Source organism: Pseudomonas sp. EpS/L25, from assembly GCF_001512295.1.
Classification (GTDB): domain Bacteria; phylum Pseudomonadota; class Gammaproteobacteria; order Pseudomonadales; family Pseudomonadaceae; genus Chryseomonas.
This window is the reverse complement of record NZ_LNUP01000002.1, coordinates 177,435-195,421: the sequence shown is the minus strand read 5'-3', so window position 1 is coordinate 195,421 and position 17,987 is coordinate 177,435. Positions and strand designations below refer to the sequence as shown.

General features: G+C 65.4%; 16 protein-coding genes. All 16 read left to right on the top strand.

The annotated features are described in order from the left end of the window. Nucleotides 1-23: 23 nt before the first annotated feature. Complete coding sequence (locus tag AR540_RS02125; protein ID WP_059226206.1) at nucleotides 24-1,202, top strand: ribosomal protein uL16 3-hydroxylase; 1,179 nt, start codon at nucleotides 24-26, stop codon at nucleotides 1,200-1,202. 11 nt (nucleotides 1,203-1,213) lie between these two features. Next, nucleotides 1,214-1,744, top strand: coding sequence for a DUF7931 domain-containing protein (locus AR540_RS02120; RefSeq protein WP_059226205.1), 531 nt, complete (start codon nucleotides 1,214-1,216; stop codon nucleotides 1,742-1,744). Continuing rightward, nucleotides 1,741-2,499 carry a secretin N-terminal domain-containing protein gene (locus tag AR540_RS02115; RefSeq protein WP_059226204.1) on the top strand — a complete coding sequence of 253 codons (759 nt, stop codon included), beginning with the start codon at nucleotides 1,741-1,743 and terminating at the stop codon, nucleotides 2,497-2,499. The genes AR540_RS02120 and AR540_RS02115 overlap by 4 nt, the downstream gene beginning before the upstream one ends. 258 nt (nucleotides 2,500-2,757) lie before the next feature. Further along, a complete protein-coding gene (locus AR540_RS02110; RefSeq protein WP_059226203.1) occupies nucleotides 2,758-3,171 on the top strand; it encodes an NADH-quinone oxidoreductase subunit A in 414 nt (137 codons plus the stop codon). A gap of 10 nt (nucleotides 3,172-3,181) precedes the next feature. Next, entirely contained in the window at nucleotides 3,182-3,856 is a 675-nt protein-coding gene (locus tag AR540_RS02105) for a NuoB/complex I 20 kDa subunit family protein (protein ID WP_059226202.1), read from the top strand. 50 nt (nucleotides 3,857-3,906) lie between these two features. Beyond that, on the top strand, nucleotides 3,907-5,691 hold the full coding sequence (nuoC, locus tag AR540_RS02100) for an NADH-quinone oxidoreductase subunit C/D (protein ID WP_059226201.1): 1,785 nt from the start codon (nucleotides 3,907-3,909) through the stop codon (nucleotides 5,689-5,691). A gap of 2 nt (nucleotides 5,692-5,693) precedes the next feature. Beyond that, a complete protein-coding gene (gene nuoE, locus AR540_RS02095) occupies nucleotides 5,694-6,194 on the top strand; it encodes an NADH-quinone oxidoreductase subunit NuoE (protein ID WP_058764029.1) in 501 nt (166 codons plus the stop codon). Beyond that, a complete protein-coding gene (nuoF, locus tag AR540_RS02090; RefSeq protein WP_059226200.1) occupies nucleotides 6,191-7,540 on the top strand; it encodes an NADH-quinone oxidoreductase subunit NuoF in 1,350 nt (449 codons plus the stop codon). The genes nuoE and nuoF overlap by 4 nt, the downstream gene beginning before the upstream one ends. A 136-nt stretch (nucleotides 7,541-7,676) precedes the next feature. Further along, a complete protein-coding gene (gene nuoG, locus AR540_RS02085) occupies nucleotides 7,677-10,394 on the top strand; it encodes an NADH-quinone oxidoreductase subunit NuoG (RefSeq protein WP_059226199.1) in 2,718 nt (905 codons plus the stop codon). After that, nucleotides 10,391-11,401, top strand: a complete 1,011-nt coding sequence (nuoH, locus tag AR540_RS02080) for an NADH-quinone oxidoreductase subunit NuoH (protein ID WP_059226198.1) — start codon at nucleotides 10,391-10,393, stop codon at nucleotides 11,399-11,401. The genes nuoG and nuoH overlap by 4 nt, the downstream gene beginning before the upstream one ends. A 10-nt stretch (nucleotides 11,402-11,411) precedes the next feature. After that, a complete protein-coding gene (nuoI, locus tag AR540_RS02075) occupies nucleotides 11,412-11,960 on the top strand; it encodes an NADH-quinone oxidoreductase subunit NuoI (protein WP_058793297.1) in 549 nt (182 codons plus the stop codon). A 9-nt stretch (nucleotides 11,961-11,969) separates the two neighbouring features. Then, the gene (nuoJ, locus tag AR540_RS02070; RefSeq protein ID WP_059226197.1) at nucleotides 11,970-12,482 is read left to right on the top strand and encodes an NADH-quinone oxidoreductase subunit J; all 513 of its coding nucleotides are present in this window, start codon (nucleotides 11,970-11,972) and stop codon (nucleotides 12,480-12,482) included. A 25-nt stretch (nucleotides 12,483-12,507) separates the two neighbouring features. Continuing rightward, complete coding sequence (nuoK, locus tag AR540_RS02065) at nucleotides 12,508-12,816, top strand: NADH-quinone oxidoreductase subunit NuoK (protein ID WP_059226196.1); 309 nt, start codon at nucleotides 12,508-12,510, stop codon at nucleotides 12,814-12,816. Beyond that, complete coding sequence (gene nuoL / locus AR540_RS02060; protein WP_059226195.1) at nucleotides 12,813-14,660, top strand: NADH-quinone oxidoreductase subunit L; 1,848 nt, start codon at nucleotides 12,813-12,815, stop codon at nucleotides 14,658-14,660. The genes nuoK and nuoL overlap by 4 nt, the downstream gene beginning before the upstream one ends. 27 nt (nucleotides 14,661-14,687) lie before the next feature. Beyond that, complete coding sequence (nuoM, locus tag AR540_RS02055; protein ID WP_059226194.1) at nucleotides 14,688-16,220, top strand: NADH-quinone oxidoreductase subunit M; 1,533 nt, start codon at nucleotides 14,688-14,690, stop codon at nucleotides 16,218-16,220. Nucleotides 16,221-16,227: 7 nt separating this feature from the next. Beyond that, complete coding sequence (gene nuoN, locus AR540_RS02050) at nucleotides 16,228-17,679, top strand: NADH-quinone oxidoreductase subunit NuoN (protein WP_059226193.1); 1,452 nt, start codon at nucleotides 16,228-16,230, stop codon at nucleotides 17,677-17,679. Nucleotides 17,680-17,987: the final 308 nt, after the last annotated feature.

Genomic DNA, 17,987 nt, shown 5'->3' with positions numbered 1-17,987 from the left:
GTTTTTCATTGCGCGAGGTGTGCATGAACCCGGATCAACCCCTGCAACTGCTCGGCGGCCTGACCGCCCGTGAATTCCTCCGCGACTACTGGCAGCAGAAACCCCTGCTGATCCGCCAGGCCCTCCCGGAATTCCAGAATCCCCTTGAACCCGACGAACTGGCCGGCCTGTCGCTGGAAGAGGAAATCGAATCCCGCCTGATCATCGGCCAGGACCGCACCTGGGAGCTGCGCCGCGGACCGCTGCCGGAAGACACCTTCGCCGGCCTGCCCGAGCGGGACTGGACCCTGCTGGTGCAATCGGTCGACCAGTTCGTGCCCGAGGTGGCCGAGGTGCTGGAGCCCTTCCGCTTCCTGCCCAGCTGGCGCGTCGACGACATCATGGTCAGCTACGCCGCCCCCGGTGGCGGTGTCGGCCCCCACTACGATCACTATGATGTCTTCCTGTTGCAGGGCCATGGCCGCCGCCGCTGGCGCATCGGCCAGCCGTGCACCGCCGACAGCCCGCTGATTGACGGCCTGGAGCTGAAGATCCTCGCCGACTTCCAGCAGACCGACGAATGGGTCCTGGAACCGGGCGACATGCTCTACCTGCCGCCGGGCATCGCTCATGACGGCATCGCCGAAGACGAGTGCATGACCTACTCCATCGGCTTCCGCGCGCCCAGCGCCGGCGAGGTGCTCACCCACTTCACCGACTTCCTCAATCAATTCATCCCCGAGGACGAGCGCTACAGCGACGCCGGCTGCGCGCCGGCCAGCGAGCATCCTGCGGAGATCCCGCCCGAGGCCATCGAACGCCTGCGCGGCCTGATGGAGCGCCACCTGAGCGACGATCGCCTGCTGCTGGCCTGGTTCGGCCAGCACATGACCGAGCCGCGCTACCCGGAGCGCGTCGCCGGGGAAAACCTCAGCGCCAAGCAGCTGCGCAAGGAACTCGACGAAGGCGCCCTGCTGATGCGCAACCCCAGCGGCCGCATCGCCTGGAGTCGCCTGGAAGACGAGGTGATGGTCTTCGCCAGCGGTCAGAGTCGCCTGCTGCCCATGCGACTGCAACCGCTGCTCGACCTGCTATGCTCGGCGGAGGTCCTGCACGAGGCCAATCTCGCGCCCTGGCTGCAGGACGAGGATGCCATGCGCCTGATCCGCGAGCTGCTCCAGCAGGGCAGCCTGATTTTCGCCGGAGAAGACGAAGACGACTGACAGGAGCTGCCATGGACGAGTCCTTTGCCGATCTGACCCTGGACGGCCTGCCCGAGCCTCGGCTCGGCGAGGACCTCGCCCTGCGCCTCGAGGGCCTGGACGCCTTGCGCGAGCACGGCGTCCGGCTCATCAGCCAGGCCTGCCGGCAGCTCTGCATCCAGACACCGGACCTGGAGGCGCCGCTTTATGACAACCTCGACGTCGAGACGGCGCTCAAACGCCTGCTGCTGGGCAATCCCCGGCACCAGGTGCGCATCCTCATCAACGACAGTACCCTGGCCATGCGCCAGGGCCACCGACTCATCGCCCTGGCGCAACGCCTGACCAGCAATCTGTCGATCCGTCGCCCGCCAGCGGAGCAACGTCCGGAAGGCGCCTGTCTGATCGTCGACGACCTGGCCCTGCTGCGCCGCACCGGTAGCGCCCCCAACGGCTTCGTACGCTATGGAGACCGGGCGGCGGTCAAGGTCCAGCAACAGGTCTTCGACCGTCTCTGGGCCATCAGCCAGCCGGATCAGGAATTGCGGAGGATGGTGCTGTGAAACGTCTGCTGGTTTTTCTCCTGCTGAGCGCTAGCGTCTGGGCCGCGCCACGAACCGAAGTCATCCCGCTGCAATACCGCACTGCCGACGATCTGCTGCCCACCTTGCAGTCGGTACTGGGCGCCGATGGCAAGATCAACGTCTATGGCAACCAGCTGATCGTCAACGCAGAGCCGGCGAAGATTACCGAGATCAAGAATCTGCTGGCGCAACTGGATACCCGGCCGCGGCGCCTGCTCATCACCCTCGCCACCCGCGCCGGCAGCAGCGGTGCCGGGCAGGGCTATGGCGTCACTGGCGATGGGCGTTCGCCCCAGGTCCGCATCATCGAGAACAGCACCGACCAGCGTGAGGATGGCGCCCAGCGCGTCCAGGTCACCGAGGGCTACCCCGCCTTCATCCGCTTCGGCGAAGACGTGCCGGTGACCACCTACCAGACCTCGCCCTACGGGCAGAGCTATGCCCAGACCGATTACCGTCGCCTGGAGCGCGGCTTCCAGGTCACCGCCCGGCTGAGCGGCAACCTGGTGTACCTGGACATCAACAGTGTCGACGACCGCGCTGCCGCGATGCATCCCGGCACTGTCCAGACCCAGAGCGCTGCCACCCGCCTCAGTGGCCCCCTGGGCCAGTGGCTGGATCTGGGTGGTTTTCGCCAACAGTTGGACGAGGATCGTTCAGGTCTCACTCAGTACTACTCCACCGAAGGTCGCAACGACCGTCAGTTGAGTATCCGCGCCGACCTGATCGACTGACAAAATCGGCAAGTGGTAGAACTCTCGTCACATCGGACAATCTAGGGTTCATGCCCTTCGTCATTCTATTCGAGAATAATTCTTATATTCATTCTCAAATAAAACCAGAGTTCCGTTTAATTTGATTCAAGGCAGTCAAATAGAATCTTTTTAAGCTTATAAATTTACAGAATGAATCGATGGAGCATAAAATCTGTTCGCCTTGCGACACCGTGTCGCAGCGATAGCGCCTGATACCCATAATTAAGGATTCAAAGCATGTCTGAGTCGATCAGCCTACTGACCCACAACTGGAGCTTCGCGGTATTCCTCCTGGGCGTGGTCGGTCTGATCGGCTTCATGCTCGGAGTCTCCAGCCTCCTCGGCAGCAAGGCCGTAGGTCGCAGCAAGAACGACCCCTTCGAGTCCGGCATCGTCCCCACCGGTGGTGCCCGGCTCCGTCTCTCTGCCAAGTTCTACCTGGTCGCGATGCTCTTCGTGATCTTCGACGTCGAAGCCCTCTTTCTCTTCGCCTGGTCGGTGTCCATCCGTGAATCGGGATGGGCCGGCTTCGTGGAAGCCTCCATTTTCATAGCAATTCTGTTGGCGGGTCTTGTCTACCTGTGGCGAATCGGAGCGCTCGACTGGGCGCCTGCGAGTCGTCGCCAGCGGCAGGCGAAGTCGAAACAATGAGGCTTTGGCAATGCAATACAAACTCACCCGGATCGATCCCGATGCGGCAGTAGACCGCTATCCGGCCGGCGAGCGGGAAACCGTCGCCGACCCCGTCGAAAGTCAGGTCAACCGCAGTATCTTCATGGGCAAGCTCGAAGATGTCCTGCGGGGCGCGGTCAATTGGGGGCGCAAGAATTCCCTCTGGCCGTACAACTTCGGCCTGTCCTGCTGCTACGTGGAAATGACCACCGCCTTCACGGCGCCCCACGACATCGCTCGCTTCGGCGCCGAGGTCATCCGGGCTTCGCCGCGCCAGGCGGACTTCATGGTCATCGCGGGGACGCCCTTCATGAAGATGGCCCCGGTCATCCAGCGCCTGTACGAGCAGATGCTGGAACCCAAGTGGGTGATCTCCATGGGTGCCTGTGCCAACTCCGGCGGTATGTACGACATCTACTCGGTCGTTCAGGGCGTGGACAAGTTCCTGCCCGTCGACGTCTACGTGCCTGGCTGCCCGCCTCGCCCCGAAGCCTTCCTGCAGGGCCTGATGCTCCTGCAGGATTCCATCGGCGAAGAGCGCCGCCCGCTGTCCTGGGTGGTGGGTGACCAGGGGATCTACCGCGCCGAGATGCCTTCGCAGCGCGAACAGAACCGTGAGCGCCGCATCCAGGTCACCAACCTGCGCAGCCCAGACGAAGTGTGAGTCCCTTTCGGGACCTGCACGCTGACGACGATCGATAGCGACGGAACATCATGACCGCAGACACCGCTCTGTCCGCCTCTGCGCTCGCCCCTGCCGGCGATGCGTCGGTGGTTGGCGAACTCCAGGGCCAATTCGGCGCCGACGCCCTGACCCTGCAAGACACCCGTACCGGCATGCCGGTGATCTGGGTGGCGCGCGAAAGAATCATCGAAGTACTGCGCTTCCTGCGCAATCTGCCCCGCCCCTACGTCATGCTCTATGACCTGCATGGCGTGGACGAACGCCTGCGGACCCACCGCCGCGGCCTGCCCAACGCGGACTTCACGGTCTTCTACCACCTGCTGTCCATCGACCGTAACAGCGATGTGATGCTCAAGGTGGCACTGTCCGCCAATGACCTGCGCCTGCCGACCGCGACCGGCATCTTCCCCAATGCCAACTGGTACGAGCGGGAAGTGCTGGACATGTACGGCATCCACTTCGACGGCCACCCGCTGCCCAAGCGCATGCTGATGGCCGACAATTGGCAAGGCCACCCGCTGCGCAAGGACTATCCGGCGCGGGCGACCGAGTTCGATCCCTATGCGCTGAACGCCGCCAAGCAGGATCTCGAACAGGAAACCCTGAGATTCAAGCCCGAGGAATGGGGCATGAAGGAGCATGCGGAAAATTCCGACTTCATGTTCCTCAACCTGGGCCCGAACCACCCCTCGGCCCACGGGGCCTTTCGTATCATCCTGCAGCTGGACGGCGAAGAGATCGTCGACTGCGTGCCGGAGATCGGCTACCACCACCGTGGCGCCGAGAAGATGGCCGAGCGCCAGTCCTGGCACAGCTACATCCCCTATACCGACCGGATCGACTACCTGGGCGGGGTGATGAACAACCTGCCCTACGTCCTCTCGGTGGAAAAGCTCGCCGGCATCAAGGTGCCGTCGCGGGTGGACTTCATCCGGGTGATGATGGCGGAGTTCTTCCGCATCAACAGCCACCTGCTGTACCTGGGTACCTATATCCAGGACGTCGGCGCCATGACCCCGGTGTTCTTCACCTTCACCGACCGCCAGCGCGCCTACAAGGTGATCGAGGCCATCACCGGCTTCCGCATGCACCCCGCCTGGTTCCGCATCGGCGGCGTCGCCCATGACCTGCCGCGCGGCTGGGACAAGCTGGTGCGCGAATTCCTCGACTGGATGCCCAAGCGTCTGGACGAGTACGAAAAGGCGGCGATGAAGAACAGCATCCTCATCGGCCGGACCAAGAACGTCGCTGCCTACAACACCAAGGAAGCCCTGGAGTGGGGCGTCACCGGCCCCAACCTGCGCGCCACCGGCCTGGACTTCGACCTGCGCAAGGCCCGGCCCTACTCCGGCTACGAGAATTTCGAATTCGAGGTGCCCATCGCCCACAACGGCGACTGCTACGACCGCGGCATGCTGCGCGTCGAAGAGATGCGCCAGAGCCTGCGCATCATCGAGCAGTGCCTGCAGCACATGCCCGAAGGCCCGTACAAGGCGGACCACCCGCTGACCACGCCGCCGCCCAAGGAACGCACCCTGCAGCACATCGAGACCCTGATCACCCACTTCCTGCAAGTGTCCTGGGGTCCGGTGATGCCGGCCGGCGAAGCCTTCCAGATGATCGAGGCGACCAAGGGCGCCAACAGCTACTACCTGACGAGCGATGGCAGCACCATGAGCTACCGCACCCGCATCCGGACGCCGAGCTTCCCGCATCTGCAGCAGATCCCGGCCGTCATCCGCGGCAGCATGGTGTCCGACCTGATTGCCTACCTGGGCAGTATCGACTTCGTCATGGCCGACGTGGACCGCTGAGCATGAGCACCGAAACCCTGATCCAAACCGACCGTTTCGTCCTGAGCGACACCGAGCGCTCGGCCATCGAGCACGAGATGCACCACTACGAGGACCCGCGCGCGGCGTCCATCGAGGCCCTGAAGATCGTCCAGAAGGAACGTGGCTGGGTACCGGATGGCGCCATCTATGCCATCGGCGAGGTGCTGGGCATCCCCGCCAGCGACGTCGAAGGCGTAGCCACCTTCTATAGCCAGATCTTCCGCGTGCCGGTCGGCCGCCACATCATCCGGGTGTGCGACAGCATGACCTGCTACATCGGCGGCCACGAATCCGTGGTCGGCGAGATCCAGCGGCAACTGGGCATCGGCCTGGGCCAGACCACCGCCGACAGCCGCTTCACCCTGCTGCCGGTGTGCTGCCTGGGCAACTGCGACAAGGCCCCGGCGCTGATGATCGACGACGATACTCATGGCGATGTCCAACCCGCGGGCGTGGCCAAACTGCTGGAGGGATACGCATGAGACTGACCTCCTTCGGGCCTGCCAACAGCATCGCCCGTACCCCCGAGACCCATCCCCTGACCTGGCGCCTGCGTGAAGACGGCGCCCCGGTCTGGCTGGAGGAATACCAGGCGAAGGACGGCTACGCCGCGGCGCGCAAGGCGCTGACCGAGCTGGCGCCGGACGCCATCGTCCAGGAAGTCAAGGACTCCGGCCTCAAGGGCCGTGGCGGTGCGGGCTTCCCCACCGGCGTGAAGTGGGGCCTGATGCCCAAGGACGAGTCCCTCGATATCCGCTACCTGCTGTGCAACGCGGACGAGATGGAGCCCAACACCTGGAAGGACCGCCTGCTCATGGAGCAGCTGCCCCACCTGCTGGTGGAAGGCATGCTGATCAGCGCCCGGGCGCTCAAGGCCTACCGTGGCTACATCTTCCTGCGTGGCGAGTACGTCGACGCCGCCGCCAACCTGCGACGCGCGGTGGAAGAAGCCAAGGCCGCCGGTCTGCTCGGCAAGAACATCCTGGGCAGCGGCTTCGACTTCGAGCTGTTCGTCCACACCGGCGCCGGTCGCTACATCTGTGGCGAAGAGACCGCGCTGATCAACTCCCTGGAAGGCCGCCGTGCAAACCCGAGATCCAAGCCGCCCTTCCCCGCCGCCGTCGGCGTCTGGGGCAAGCCCACCTGCGTCAACAACGTCGAGACCCTGTGCAACGTGCCGGGCATCGTCGCCGGCGGAGTGGACTGGTACAAGAGCCTGGCCCGCGAAGGCAGCGAAGACATGGGTACCAAGCTCATGGGCTTCTCCGGCAAGGTGAAGAATCCCGGCGTCTGGGAACTGCCCTTCGGCATCACCGCCCAGGAGCTGTTCGAGGACTACGCCGGCGGCATGCGCGATGGCTTCAAGCTGAAATGCTGGCAGCCCGGTGGGGCCGGTACCGGCTTCCTGCTGCCCGAGCACCTCTCGGCGCAGATGTACGCCGGCGGCATCGGCAAGGTCGGCACCCGCATGGGCACCGGCCTGGCCCTGGCCGTGGACGACAGCGTCAACATGGTTTCGCTGCTGCGCAACATGGAAGAGTTCTTCGCCCGTGAATCCTGTGGCTGGTGCACCCCCTGCCGCGACGGCCTGCCCTGGAGCGTCAAGCTCCTGCGCGCCTTGGAGAAGGGCGAGGGCCAGCAGGGCGACCTGGACACCCTGCTGCAACTGGTCAACTTCCTCGGCCCAGGCAAGACCTTCTGTGCCCACGCACCGGGTGCCGTCGAGCCCCTGGGTAGTGCCATCAAGTATTTCCGCGAGGAGTTCGAGGCCGGTGTGCGCAAGGCGCCCAGCGAGCCGCGGCCGACCGCTTCCGCGAGCGTGACCTGAAGATCGGCCCCAGGGCCGTCTTCACAGCTTTCTGGCCGGGCGCGACCCGGCCGGCGCTGCCACTGGCGATCGCCAGGACGGCGCGAACGTTTTCCCATTAGCCAGACCCGCATCGCGCGGGTGAGAAGAAAACCCTATGGCCACCATCCATGTAGACGGCAAGACGTACGAGGTCGACGGGGCGGACAACCTCCTCGAAGCCTGCCTGTCCCTGGGGCTCGACATCCCCTATTTCTGCTGGCACCCGGCGCTGGGCAGCGTCGGCGCCTGCCGCCAGTGCGCGGTGAAGCAGTTCGCCGACGAGAACGACACCCGCGGGCGCCTGGTCATGTCCTGCATGACGCCATCCAGCGACAAGACCTACATCTCCATCGAAGACGCCGAAGCCAAGGAATTCCGCAGCTCGGTCATCGAATGGCTGATGACCAACCATCCCCACGACTGTCCGGTCTGCGAAGAAGGTGGCCATTGCCACCTGCAGGACATGACGGTGATGACCGGCCACAACAAGCGCCGTTATCGCTTCACCAAGCGTACCCACCAGAACCAGGACCTCGGCCCGTTCGTCGCTCACGAGATGAACCGCTGCATCGCCTGCTATCGCTGCGTGCGCTACTACAAGGACTACGCCGGCGGTACCGACCTGGGCGTCTACGGTGCCCACGACAACGTCTATTTCGGCCGCGTCGAGGACGGTGCCCTGGAGAGCGAATTCTCCGGCAACCTGACCGAGGTCTGCCCCACCGGGGTGTTCACCGACAAGACCCACTCCGAGCGCTACAACCGCAAGTGGGACATGCAGTTCGCCCCGAGCATCTGCCATGGCTGCTCCTCGGGTTGCAATATCAGCCCCGGCGAGCGCTACGGTGAACTGCGCCGCATCGAGAACCGCTTCAACGGCTCGGTGAACCAGTACTTCCTCTGCGACCGTGGCCGCTTCGGCTATGGCTATGTCAATCGCAAGGATCGTCCGCGCCAGGCCCTGCTGAAGGACGGCAGCCTGGAGACCGGCATCGACGCCGCCCTGGATCGCGCCGCCCTGCTCCTGCGTGGCAAGAAGGTGATCGGCATCGGCTCGCCCCGCGCCAGCCTGGAAAGCAACCACGCCCTGCGCGAACTGGTCGGCGCCGAGAACTTCTCCAGCGGCATGAGCGCCCGTGACCTGGCCAATGTGCGCCTGGCTCTGCAGGTGCTGCAGGATAGTCCCCTGCCCGTCCCGACCCTGCGCGCCATGGAGAAGCACGATGCCGTCTTCGTCCTCGGCGAGGACCTGACCCAGACCGCGGCCCGCCTGGCCCTGTCGCTGCGTCAGGCGGTCAAGGGCAAGCCCGAGGCCATGGCCGCGGCGCAGAAGATCCAGCCCTGGCTGAACGCCGCCGTGCAGAACATCGGCCAGAGCGAACGCAATCCGCTGTTCATCGCCAGCGTCGCCGCGACCCGCCTGGACGACGTCGCCGATGCCCGCCTGCATGGCTCGCCGCTGGAACTGGCCCGCTTCGGCCATGCCGTGGCCCATGCCATCGACGCCAGCGCCCCTGCTGTCGACGGCCTGAGCGACGACGTCGCCGAGCAGGCCCGCCTGCTGGCCGAGACCCTACTGGCCGCCGAGCGGCCGCTGGTGGTGTCCGGTACCTCCCTGGGTGAACCGGCGCTGATCGAAGCCGCCGCCAACCTGGCCAAGGCCCTGGCCGCCAAGGGCAAGGCCGGCTCCCTGAGCCTGGTGGTGCCCGAAGCCAACAGCCTGGGCCTGGCGCTCTACGGCGGCGAGTCCGTCGAAGCCGCCTTCGCCGCCCTGGAAAGTGGCGAGGCCGATGCCCTGGTGGTGCTGGAAAACGACCTCTATCGCCGCGCCCCTGCCCAGCAGGTGGACCAGGCCCTGGCCCGCGCCCAGGTGCTGGTGGTGCTGGATCACCAGCGCACCGCCACCGCCCAGCGCGCCGACCTGGTGCTGCCGGCGGCGAGCTTCGCCGAAGGCGACGGTACCCTGGTCAGCCAGGAAGGTCGCGCCCAGCGCTTCTTCCAGGTCTATGAGCCGAGCTACTACGATCCCTCCAGCCTGGTCCGCGAGGGTTGGCGCTGGCTGCACGCCCTGCGCAATACCCTGGACAACCGCCCGGTGGACTGGACCCAGCTGGACCATGTCACCGACGCCGTGGCCACCGCCGCACCGCAGCTGGAGGGCATCCGTGACGCCGCGCCCAACGCCAGCTTCCGGGTCAAGGGCCTCAAGCTCGCCCGCGAACCGCACCGCTACAGTGGCCGAACCTCCATGCGCGCCAACCTCAGCGTGCACGAACCGCGCGCGCCGCAGGACGCCGACACCGCCTTCGCCTTCTCCATGGAAGGCTATGCCGGCAGCGTCGAGCCGCGTCAGCAGATCCCCTTCGCCTGGTCGCCGGGGTGGAACTCGCCCCAGGCCTGGAACAAGTTCCAGGACGAAGTCGGTGGTCACCTGCGTGCCGGCGATCCGGGCGTCCGTCTGATCGAGTCCCAGGGTGACCGCCTCAGCTGGTTCGCCGTCCCGGCTGCCGCCGTGCGCGGCACCGGGTCCGGCTTCCAGGCCGTGCCGCTGTATCACCTGTTCGGCAGCGAAGAGACCTCTTCCCGCGCCGAGCCGGTGCGCGAGCGTATCCCGGCCGCCTACGTGGCCCTGGCCAAGGCCGATGCCGACCGCCTGGGGGTCAACGAAGGCGCCCTGCTGCGCCTGCAGGTCGCCGGCCAGGAGCTGCGCCTGCCGCTGCAGATCAAGCCCGAGCTGTCGGCTGGCCTGGTCGGCCTGCCCGCCGGCTTCGAAGGGATTCCGGTGGACTTCGCCGGCCTCACCGTGGAAGGACTGCAGGAGGCCGCGGCATGACCTGGCTCACCCCTACCCTCGTCGCCGTGGTCATCGGCATCCTCAAGGCCATCGTCATCCTCCTGGCGGTGGTCATCTGCGGGGCGCTGCTGAGCTTCGTCGAACGGCGTCTGCTGGGTCTCTGGCAGGACCGCTACGGTCCCAACCGGGTCGGCCCCTTCGGCGCCTTCCAGCTCGGCGCCGACATGCTGAAGATGTTCTTCAAGGAGGACTGGACACCCCCGTTCGCCGACAAGATGATCTTCGCCCTGGCGCCGGTGATCGCCATGGGGTCGCTGCTGGTGGCCTTCTCGGTCATCCCCATCACCCCCTACTGGGGCGTGGCGGACCTGAACATCGGCCTGCTGTTCTTCTTCGCCATGGCCGGCGTCAACGTCTATGCCGTGCTCTTCGCCGGCTGGGCGAGCAACAACAAGTTCTCCCTGCTGGGTGCCATGCGCGCCTCGGCCCAGACCCTCTCCTACGAGGTGTTCATGGGGCTGTCGGTGATGGGCATCGTGGCGGTGACCGGCTCCTTCAACATGAGGGAGATCGTCGAGGCGCAGCACCAGGGCTGGTGGTTCATCGTTCCCCAGTTCTTCGGCTTCTGCACCTTCTTCATCGCCGGCATCGCCGTCACCCACCGTCACCCCTTCGATCAGCCGGAAGCCGAGCAGGAGCTCGCCGACGGCTACCACATCGAATACGCGGGCATGAAGTGGGGCATGTTCTTCGTCGGCGAGTACATCGGCATCGTGCTGATCTCGGCGCTGCTGGTGACCCTGTTCTTCGGCGGCTGGCACGGTCCCTTCCTGGACACCCTGCCCTGGCTGTCGTTCTTCTGGTTCGCCCTGAAGACCGCCTTCTTCATCATGATCTTCATCCTGCTGCGCGCCTCGGTCCCCCGCCCGCGCTACGACCAGGTAATGGCCTTCAGCTGGAAGTTCTGCCTGCCCCTGACCCTGATCAACCTGCTGGTGACCGGCGCTGTGGTGCTCTACAACGCCCAGCCGGCCATCGGCCAGTGAGGTATTCGTCATGATCAAGGAAATCCTGCACATCCTGCATGGCACCTACACCCAGTTGCGCAGCGTGGTGATGATCTTCGGTCACGCCTTCCGCAAGCGCGACACTCTGCAATACCCCGAAGAGCCCGTGTACCTGCCGCCGCGCTACCGTGGCCGCATCGTCCTCACCCGCGACCCCGACGGCCAGGAGCGCTGCGTGGCCTGCAACCTGTGCGCCGTGGCCTGCCCGGTCGGCTGCATCTCGCTGCAGAAGACCGAGGCCGAGGACGGCCGCTGGTACCCCGAGTTCTTCCGCATCAACTTCTCGCGCTGCATCTTCTGCGGCATGTGCGAGGAGGCCTGCCCCACCACCGCCATCCAGCTGACCCCGGACTTCGAGATGTCCGAGTTCAACCGCCAGGAGCTGGTGTACGAGAAGCAGGACCTGCTGATCTCGGGTCCGGGCAAGTATCCGGAATACAACTTCTACCGGGTGGCCGGCATGGCCATCGCGGGCAAGCCCAAGGGTGCCGCGCAGAGCGAGGCAGAGCCGATCAACGTGAAGAGCCTGCTGCCCTAAGGAGCTGTCGTGGAATTCGCCTTCTATTTCTCCGCCGGGGTGGCCGTCCTGGCCACCTTCCGGGTGATCACCAACACCAATCCGGTGCATGCCCTGCTGTACCTGATCATCTCGTTGCTGGCGGTGTCCATGGTGTTCTTCGCCCTGGGCGCACCCTTCGCCGGGGCCCTGGAGATCATCGTCTACGCCGGCGCCATCATGGTGCTGTTCGTCTTCGTGGTGATGATGCTCAACCTCGGTCCGGTGGTCTCCGACCAGGAGCGCAAGTGGCTGACGCCCAAGGTCTGGATCGGTCCGTCGGTCCTCGCCGCGGCGCTGCTGGTGGAACTGCTGGTGGTGCTCTCGCGGACCCCGGGCGGTGCCACCATCGGCCATACCTCGGTGGAAGCCAAGGCCGTGGGCATCAGCCTGTTCGGCCCCTATCTGCTGGCGGTCGAGCTGGCCTCCATGCTGCTCCTGGGTGCCCTGGTCGCGGCCTATCACCTGGGCCGCAGCGACGTCAAAGACGGGATCGGCGAGTGAGTCGCCAAGGACTGGAGAACAGCCAATGAATGCCATACCTCTGGAACACGGACTGGCCCTCGCCGGTGCCCTGTTCGCCCTTGGCCTGGTGGGCCTGATGGTCCGCCGCAACATCCTCTTCGTGCTCATGAGTCTGGAAATCATGATGAACGCCGCCGCCCTGGCCTTCGTGGTCGCGGGTAGCCGTTGGGGCGCGCCCGACGGCCAGGTGATGTTCATCCTGATCCTGAGCTTGGCTGCCGCCGAGGCCAGCATCGGCCTGGCGATCCTGCTGCAGCTCTATCGCCGCTTCCACACCCTCGACGTCGATGCCGCCAGCGAGATGCACGGATGAACCTGCTACCCCTCACCTTCGCCTTTCCCCTGGTCGGCTATTTCCTGCTGGCCTTCTCCCGCGGCCGGCTGTCGGAGAATCTCTCCGCGCTGATCGGCGTGGGTTCGGTGGGCCTGGCGGCGCTGGTCGCCGCCTGGGTCGGCTGGAACTTCCACGTCGCGCCGCCCGCCGACGGCCACCTGACCATCGTCCTCTGGCAGTGGATGAACGTGGAGGGCTTCGCGCCCAACATGGCGCTCTACCTGGATGGCCTGTCGCTGACCATGCTCGGCGTGGTCACCGGCGTCGGCTTCCTGATCCACCTGTTCGCCTCCTGGTACATGCGTGGTGAAGAGGGCTATTCGCGCTTCTTCGCCTACACCAACCTGTTCATCTTCAGCATGTTGCTGCTGGTCCTCGGCGACAACCTGCTGCTGCTGTACTTCGGTTGGGAAGGCGTGGGCCTGTGCAGCTACCTGCTGATCGGCTTCTACTACAGCGAGCGCGCCAACGGCAACGCGGCGCTGAAGGCCTTCATCGTCACCCGCGTCGGCGACGTCTTCATGGCCTTCGGCCTGTTCATCCTGTTCATGACCCTGGGCACCCTGGACATCCAGGAGCTGCTGCAGAAGGCGCCCGACGTCTTCGCCAGCGGTGATCCGCTGATCGTGCTGGCCACCCTGGCGCTGCTCGGCGGTGCCGTGGGCAAGTCGGCCCAGCTGCCACTGCAGACCTGGCTGGCGGACGCCATGGCCGGTCCGACCCCGGTCTCGGCCCTGATCCACGCGGCGACCATGGTGACCGCGGGCGTCTACCTGATCGCCCGGACCCATGGCCTGTTCGCGCTGGCGCCGGAGATCCTCCACCTGGTGGGCATCGTCGGTGCCGTGACCCTGGTGCTGGCCGGTTTCGCCGCCCTGGTGCAGACCGACATCAAGCGCATCCTGGCCTACTCCACCATGAGCCAGATCGGCTACATGTTCCTGGCCCTGGGTGTCGGTGCCTGGCAGGCGGCGATCTTCCACCTGATGACCCATGCCTTCTTCAAGGCCTTGCTGTTTCTCGCCTCGGGCTCGGTGATCCTGGCCTGCCACCACGAGCAGAACATCTTCAGGATGGGCGGCCTGTGGAAGAAGATCCCCCTGGCCTATGCCAGCTTCCTGGTGGGCGGTTCGGCCCTGGCGGCGCTGCCACTGGTCACCGCGGGCTTCTACTCCAAGGACGAGATCCTCTGGGAAGCCTTCGCCAGTGGTCACACCTATCTGCTCTACGCAGGCCTGGCCGGTGCCTTCCTGACTTCGATCTACACCTTCCGCCTGATCTTCATCACCTTCCATGGCCAGGCCCACACCGAGGCCCATGCCGGCCATGGTATCGCCCACAACCTGCCGCTGGCGGTGCTGCTGGTGCTCTCGACCTTCGTCGGCGCGCTGATCACCCCGCCGCTGGCCGGGGTGCTGCCGGAATCGGTCGGCCATGCCGGTGGTGAAGGCCAGCACGCGCTGGAGATCACCTCGGGCGCCATCGCCATCGCCGGTATCCTGCTGGCCGCCCTGCTATTCCTCGGCAAGCGCTCCTTCGTGAGCGGCCTGGCCAAGAGCGCACCGGGTCGCTTCTTCGGGACCTGGTGGTATCACGCCTGGGGCTTCGACTGGCTGTACGACCTGATCTTCGTCAAGCCGTACCTGCTGCTGGCCCGCCTGCTGCGCCGCGACCCCATCGACCAGGCCATCGGCCTGATCCCGCTGCTGGCGCGCGGTGGCAACCTGGCACTGAGCATCACCGAGAACGGCCGTCTGCGCTGGTACGCAGCGTCCATCGTGGGGGGCGCCGTGCTGTTGCTCGGCGCGCTGCTGCTGGCCTGACCCTCTGACTAAGGATAAGTACACGTCATGCTTCTGCCCTGGCTAATCCTGATCCCCTTCATCGGCGGCCTGCTCTGCTTCCTCACGGAAAAGACCGGCCCGCTGGTGCCCCGCTGGATCGCCCTGTTCACCATGCTGCTGGAGCTGGTGCTCGGCCTGTGGCTGTGGGCCCACGGCGACTACAGCCTGGCTCCGGCACCCGGCGCCGAAACCGCCTGGACCGCGGAATTCCAGATGAGCTGGATTCCGCGTTTCGGCATCAGCCTGCACTTCGGCCTCGATGGGCTATCGCTGCTGATGATCCTGCTCACCGGCCTGCTCGGTGTGCTGGCGGTGACCTGCTCCTGGCGCGAAGTGCAGCGCCACGTCGGCTTCTTCCACCTCAACCTGCTGTGGATCATCGGCGGCGTGGTGGGGGTATTCCTGGCGCTGGACCTGTTCCTGTTCTTCTTCTTCTGGGAAATGATGCTGGTGCCGATGTACTTCCTGATCGCGCTGTGGGGCCATAGCTCCGCGGACGGCAAGAAGAGCCGCATCACCGCCGCCACCAAGTTCTTCATCTTCACCCAGGCCAGCGGCCTGATCATGCTGGTGGCGATCATCGCCCTGGTGCTGGTGAACTACGGTGCCACCGGCGTCCTGACCTTCGACTACGAAGACCTGCTGCAACTGCAGCTGGATCCGAAGCTGGAGTACCTGCTGATGCTGGGCTTCTTCATCGCCTTCGCGGTGAAGCTGCCGGTGGTGCCGGTGCACTCCTGGCTGCCGGATGCCCACGCCCAGGCCCCCACCGCAGGTTCCGTCGACCTCGCCGGCATCCTGCTCAAGACCGCGGCCTACGGTCTGCTGCGCTTCGCCATCCCGCTGTTCCCCAACGCCTCGGCGGAATTCGCGCCGATCGCCATGTGGCTGGGCATCATCGGTATCTTCTACGGCGCCATCCTGTCGTTCGCCCAGACCGACATCAAGCGCCTGGTGGCCTACTCCAGCGTTTCGCACATGGGCTTCGTGCTGATCGGCATCTATTCCGGCAGCCCCCAGGCGCTGCAGGGCGTGGTGGTGCAGATGATCGCCCACGGCCTCTCCGCCGCCGGCCTGTTCATCCTCTGCGGCCAGCTCTATGAGCGCCTGCACACCCGTGACATGCGCCAGATGGGCGGTCTCTGGGCGCGGATGCCCTACCTGCCGGCGCTGAGCCTGTTCTTCGCCTCGGCCTCCCTGGGCCTGCCAGGTACCGGCAACTTCGTCGGCGAATTTTTGATCCTGCTGGGTGCCTTCCCGGTGGTGCCGATGATCACCGTCATCGCCACCTTCGGCCTGGTGTTCGCCTCGGTCTACTCGCTGATCATGATCCACCGCGCCTACTTCGGTCCGGCCAAGGCCGAGGGCGCACTGCATGGCCTGAATGCGCGCGAGCTGTCGATGCTGCTGTTGCTTGGCGTGCTGCTGGTGCTGCTCGGCGTCTATCCCCAGCCGGTGCTGGATACCTCGGCCGCGAGCATGGCCGGTGTCCAGCAGTGGCTCGGCGAAGCCTTCTCCTCTCTCGTTTCCGCCCGGTAAGAGCGCCATGACCTTTACCTACCAACACCTCATCGCCCTCCTGCCGATCATCATCACCGGCCTCACCGCCGTGGTGGTGATGCTGGGCATCGCCTGGCGGCGGGATCACACCATCATCCCGACCCTGGGCGTGATCGGCCTCAACCTGGCCCTGCTGTCCTGCATTCCGGCCCTGGGCGTCGGCGCCATCGACGTCACCCCGCTGCTGCGCATCGACGGCTTCACCTGCTTCTACATGGCGTTGATCCTGATCGCCACCCTGGCCTGCATGACCCTGTCGCACGCCTACATGGAAGGCTACCCGGGCAACCGCGAAGAGCTGTACCTGCTGCTGCTGATCTCCGCCACCGGCGGTCTGGTGCTGGTGGCGGCGCAGAACGTCGCCGGCCTGTTCATCGGCCTGGAGCTGTTGTCGGTACCGGTCTATGGCCTGGTCGCCTACAGCTACTTCAATCGCCGCTCCCTGGAAGCCGGCATGAAGTACCTGGTGCTGTCCGCCGCCGGTTCGGCCATCCTGCTGTTCGGCATGGCCCTGCTCTATGCCCAGTCCGGCAGCCTGAACTTCGCCGACATCGGCATGCAGATGGACGCTCCGGCGAGCACCGGCCTGCTGATGGAAATCGGCCTCGGCATGTTGATCGTCGGGCTCGGCTTCAAGCTGTCGCTGGTGCCCTTCCACCTCTGGACGCCGGACGTCTACGAAGGCTCGCCAGCGCCGGTAGGCGCCTTCCTGGCCACCGCCAGCAAGGTCGCCGTCTTCGCCGTGCTGGTGCGGGTGTTCCAGACCATGCCCATGGCCTCCCAAGACGGCTGGCTGCACGACACCATCGCCTTCATCGCCATCGCCTCGATGCTGGTGGGCAACCTGCTGGCGCTGATGCAGAGCAACCTCAAGCGCCTGCTGGGTTACTCCTCCATCTCCCACTTCGGCTACCTGCTGGTGGCGGTAGCCTCCGGCGAAGGCCTGTCGATGGAAGCCGTGGCCGTCTATCTGGTGACCTATGTGTTCACCAGCCTGGGCGCCTTCGGCGTGATAACCCTGATGTCCAGCCCGAGCAACGGCCAGCGTGACGCCGATGCGCTGTTCGAGTACCGCGGCCTGTTCTGGCGCCGTCCGTACCTGACCGCGGCGCTGACGGTGATGATGCTGTCCCTGGCCGGCATCCCGCTCACCGCTGGCTTCATCGGCAAGTTCTACGTCATTACCGTAGGCGTGGAAGCGGGCATGTGGTGGCAGACCGCGGCCATCGTCTTGGGCAGCGCCATTGGCCTGTTCTACTACCTGCGCGTGATGGTCACCCTGTACCTGACCGAGCAGGGTCTGCAGCGCCACGATGCGCCGATGAACTGGGGGCAGCGCGCCGGTGGCGTGATGCTGATCGCCATTTCCATCGCCACCTTCGTCCTCGGCGTCTATCCGCAGCCGCTGCTGCAACTGGCGCAGCTGACGGTGTTCTGATCCAGGGCGTTGGCCACGATCCCCGCTTCGGCGGGGATCGTCGTTTCTAGGCCCATGGCTTGTTTGAAAAGTCGCCGAGCGCAGGTCAGGCACGGCAAAAATCCGTGAGGAAGCGGATCGGACTCGCGCTCGAGTTTACGAGTGGTAAATGAGCATTGCGACGGGGCCGCCCAGGCCGAGCTGGCGATCCAGCGGATTTTCAACACCGCATGACCGAGCGCAGGCACTTTTCAGACAAGGCCGCTTGCCCTTGGCAGGGCCATCCACGGCCCGCTACCCTGCCGACGCCCTACCCCGCTCCTCATTCG